The 3,320-nt window shown below is 72.6% G+C and carries 3 protein-coding genes and 1 pseudogene (1 of these 4 cut by a window edge); 1 reads left to right on the top strand and 3 read right to left on the bottom strand.

Annotated features, from left to right (window positions below; all coding sequences use genetic code 11):
* Window positions 1-180: 180 nt before the first annotated feature.
* Both D455_RS0117360 and nagA read right to left on the bottom strand, forming a co-directional pair.
* The gene (locus D455_RS0117360; protein WP_017571984.1) at window positions 181-489 is read right to left on the bottom strand and encodes a hypothetical protein; all 309 of its coding nucleotides are present in this window, start codon (window positions 487-489) and stop codon (window positions 181-183) included.
* Window positions 490-593: 104 nt separating this feature from the next.
* Complete coding sequence (nagA, locus tag D455_RS0117355) at window positions 594-1,733, bottom strand: N-acetylglucosamine-6-phosphate deacetylase (RefSeq protein ID WP_017571983.1); 1,140 nt, start codon at window positions 1,731-1,733, stop codon at window positions 594-596.
* Between the two features lie 607 nt (window positions 1,734-2,340).
* On the opposite strand from nagA, the gene D455_RS0117350 reads away from it, so the two are divergent.
* Window positions 2,341-2,856, top strand: a complete 516-nt coding sequence (locus tag D455_RS0117350) for an NADPH-dependent FMN reductase (protein WP_017571982.1) — start codon at window positions 2,341-2,343, stop codon at window positions 2,854-2,856.
* 37 nt (window positions 2,857-2,893) lie between these two features.
* Here D455_RS0117350 and D455_RS30830 read toward each other — a convergent pair.
* Window positions 2,894-3,320 (bottom strand): annotated as a pseudogene (locus D455_RS30830) (hypothetical protein); it runs 490 nt beyond the window's last position.

The raw sequence follows: 3,320 nt of genomic DNA, 5'->3' as shown, positions 1-3,320 counted from the left end.
ACTGAAGACATCGGACTCACTCATCTAGGGTGCGGGCGGGTCCGCGCGGCGGCCGACCCGCTCCAGTGTTGGATCTACGCCGTAAAGCTCCGTGGGACTCCTCGGTTGTTCCTCGGGGGGTGTCGAGGACCCGGGGAGGGGCGCGGCGCGTGTTGGCGCCGCGTCCCTCCCTCGCGGACGTCACGCCTCGGTGGCTCCCACGAGCCAGGCGACCTTGTGGGCCGTGACACCGAGACTGCCGCTACTGCCCAGGTAGACCCCGAACGAGGCGATGAACGCGTAGTCGTGTTCCCGGCGTTCACAGATCACGTCCTCGGCCGCGCAGGCGGATGACGGGTTGCTGACCCGCAGGCGGGGCGACCGTTCGTCGACCACCTCCGCCCGCACGTCGTAGCGGGACAGTTCCGCGGCGAGGTTTCCGAGGTGCTCGTGCTCCTCGGAGGGCACACGGGTCGGCTGCTCGTTCCTCGTCTGTCTCGACTTGGCCATGGCGCAGATCCTTTCGTGTCGAGCGTGGTGGCTCTCCTCGATGCCCTGCCGCCATTGTCACTCAGGGTTATATTACTACTCCGTAACGAGGTTACGACACGCCGTTATCCGATCCACGCACCCCGGTGCATCACCTCGCGTACCCCGAGGTCGTCGTCGAGCACGACGAGGTCGGCGCGGCCCCCCTCCTCGATGCGGCCCGTGCCGTCCAGGCCCAGTGCCGCGGCCGGAACCGACGACGCCGAACGCACCGCCTCGGGCACGCTCACGCCCAGACCCTCCACCGCGTTGCGCACCGCCCGGGGCAACACGATGGTGCTGGAGGCGATCGCCCCGTTCTCCACCAGGCGCGCCTCGCCGTCGTGCACCCGCACGCGAAGGTCACCCAGCGTGTACTCGCCGTCGCCCAGGCCCGTCGCCGACATCGCGTCCGTCACCAGCGACACCCGGTCCGCGCCCGCGGCGCCGAACACCAGCCCGGCCGCGCCGGGGTGGACGTGCACGTTGTCCAGGATCAGCTCGACCGTCACGCGGTCGTCGCCCAGCGCCGCCGCGATCGGCCCCGGGTCGCGGTGGTTCAGCGGACGCATCGCGTTGTACAGGTGGGTGGCCACCGTCGCCCCCGCGTCGAAGGCGGCCAGGGTCTGCTCGTAGGTGGCCTCGGTGTGCCCCACAGCCGCCACGACGCCGGAGGAGGTCGCGGCGCCGATCAGTTCCCGTGCCCCGGGCAGCTCCGGGGCCACCGTGATCATGCGGACGTGTCCCCGCCCGGCTTCGAGCCAGCGGTCGAACTCGGCGGTGTCCGGGTCGCGCAGCAGTTCGGGGTCGTGCGCGCCGCATTTCGACCGCGCGATGAAGGGCCCCTCCAGGTAGATGCCCTCCAGTTCGCCCGCGTCGCACAGCTCGGCCAGCGCCGCCACCTGGCGGACGGTGTCGTCCGGGGTGGCCGCCACCAGGCCGCCCACCAGGGCCGTCACCCCGCGGGCCCGGTTGAACGCGACGATCTCCCGGGCGCCCTCGGGGTCGGCGTCGGGGAAGGCGTGTCCGGCGCCCCCGTGGATGTGGGTGTCGACCAGCCCGGGCGCGACCCAGGCGCCTCCCATGTCACGGGTCTCCCCGCTCGTCGCGGGCTCGCCCGGACCGAGGGCGGCCACGCGGCCGTCCTCGACCCGCAGCCATCCGTCGTGGACTCCGTCGGGCGTCACGACGCGGGCGTTGGTGAGCGTGACGGGGGTGTGGGCCATGACGGGCTCTCTCCTGTGTCTCCGGGCGGCGCGGCGGGCGGTGTGTGTCGCACATTACACAGGTGCGCGCGGGGCGCCCGGGGACGGGGCGCGGCTCGCCCCGCGGACCGCCGTATTCCCCGTGGAGCTGGGAAATCCCGCCCCGTGGGACGGCTGTCCGCGTGCTGGACCGGCCGGTGCCCGGCGCGGAAGCCCCCACGCCGTGCGCACGCACGCATTGACGATAGCGCCCGGGGCGCCTCATGATGGAGACATGTCCGCCGGTGAGCTGCTTGTCCAGCGCCTGCATGTCGATCTGCGACAGCAGGCGAGCGCGCTCTGTCGTAGCTAGCGCCTTGCGGGGCCGTGCCCCGCGTCACGGGTGTACCCCCGTGCTCCGTGCCCTGTCGCAGACACCGGACGCGCATCTCTCCCAGTTCTGGGTCCCGGGCCGTGTATCCGGCCCGAGGAGCAACCTCGCCAGACCCGACACACGCGAAGACGACGATGTCCGCACCGTGTCGGTACGAGGAACGACGTCCTCTCCGGTGTCCCTCTCCGATCACCGCCCCCCGACGTTTCCTCCGGTCGATCCCGGCTCGCTCTGACCGAACCCAGGAGTTCTCGCATGACTCGCTTCACCGTGCTCGTCGCCGCCCCCCAGGCCCGTTCCTCCGTGCGCGCCGCCGCCCTGCGCGCCGCCTCCGAGGTCGCCACCCGCGCCGGTGTCGACTCCCGCCCCGACGTCATCGACGTCGCCGAGCTGGGCGCCGACCTGCTGGCGGAGTCCTCCGCCGCCGTCGACGACGCCCTGGAGAGGGTGGGTAGGAGCGACGTCCTGCTCGTCGCCTCCCCGCAGGCGCACGGCACCTACACCGGCCTGCTCAAGGTCTTCCTCGACCGCCTGCCCGAGCTGGGTCTGGGTCACACGGTCGCGGTTCCGCTGGCGGTCGTGGAGGACCTGCGCAACAGCCGCGGCATGGAGGAGGACCTGCGCATCCTGCTGGCGGACCTGGGCGCCTGGGTGGCCGAGCCCGGCCTGATCCTGGCCGAGGAGGAGACCGACCGTCCCGACAGCGTCGTGCGGGCCTGGGCCGACGTCGCCGCCCCGGGGCTGCGCCAGGCCGTGTCGGTGGCGGTCTGACCGGACCGGCGGATCCGGTGCGTTGACCCGGGCCGGGTCACACGGTGACGGGGGCGGTGCCCTCGGCGCGTTTGCGGCTGGTGTCGGCCTCGGCCCGGGCCACGTTGCCGCGCACCAGGACGACCACCACGAGGGTCAGGGCGAACCCGCCGATCCGCAGGGTCAGCATCGCCGGGTCCTCGGGGAGCCGCTCGCCGAACAGGACCGTGCCCGCCACGACCATGAACACGTTGCCCGCGACGTTGGACACCGGTGCGGTGATGGAGGCGCGGGAGCGTTGCAGCGATGTCTGGAAGAGGACGATGCCCACCGCCCAGCCGACCGCGTACAGGTAGGGGTAGGGGGACAGCAGGGCGGGGAGGACCGCGTTCCACAGGCCGTGCTCGGCGAGCAGCCCGCCCAGTCCCTTGCCCTGGAGTCCCGCACTGCCCTGCGCGAAACCGGCGGCCACGCCCATGGCGGCG

Source organism: Nocardiopsis halotolerans DSM 44410, assembly GCF_000341065.1.
Classification (GTDB): Bacteria; Actinomycetota; Actinomycetes; order Streptosporangiales; family Streptosporangiaceae; genus Nocardiopsis; species Nocardiopsis halotolerans.
This window is presented reverse-complemented; position numbering and strand designations above follow the sequence as displayed.

What these genes read in the sequence shown, in the direction of transcription:
- D455_RS0117360 (WP_017571984.1), bottom strand. Translation starts at nt 489, where the DNA reads ATGGCCAAGTCGAGACAGACGAGGAACGAGCAGCCGACCCGTGTGCCC.
- nagA (WP_017571983.1), bottom strand. Translation starts at nt 1,733, where the DNA reads ATGGCCCACACCCCCGTCACGCTCACCAACGCCCGCGTCGTGACGCCC.
- D455_RS0117350 (WP_017571982.1), top strand. Translation starts at nt 2,341, where the DNA reads ATGACTCGCTTCACCGTGCTCGTCGCCGCCCCCCAGGCCCGTTCCTCC.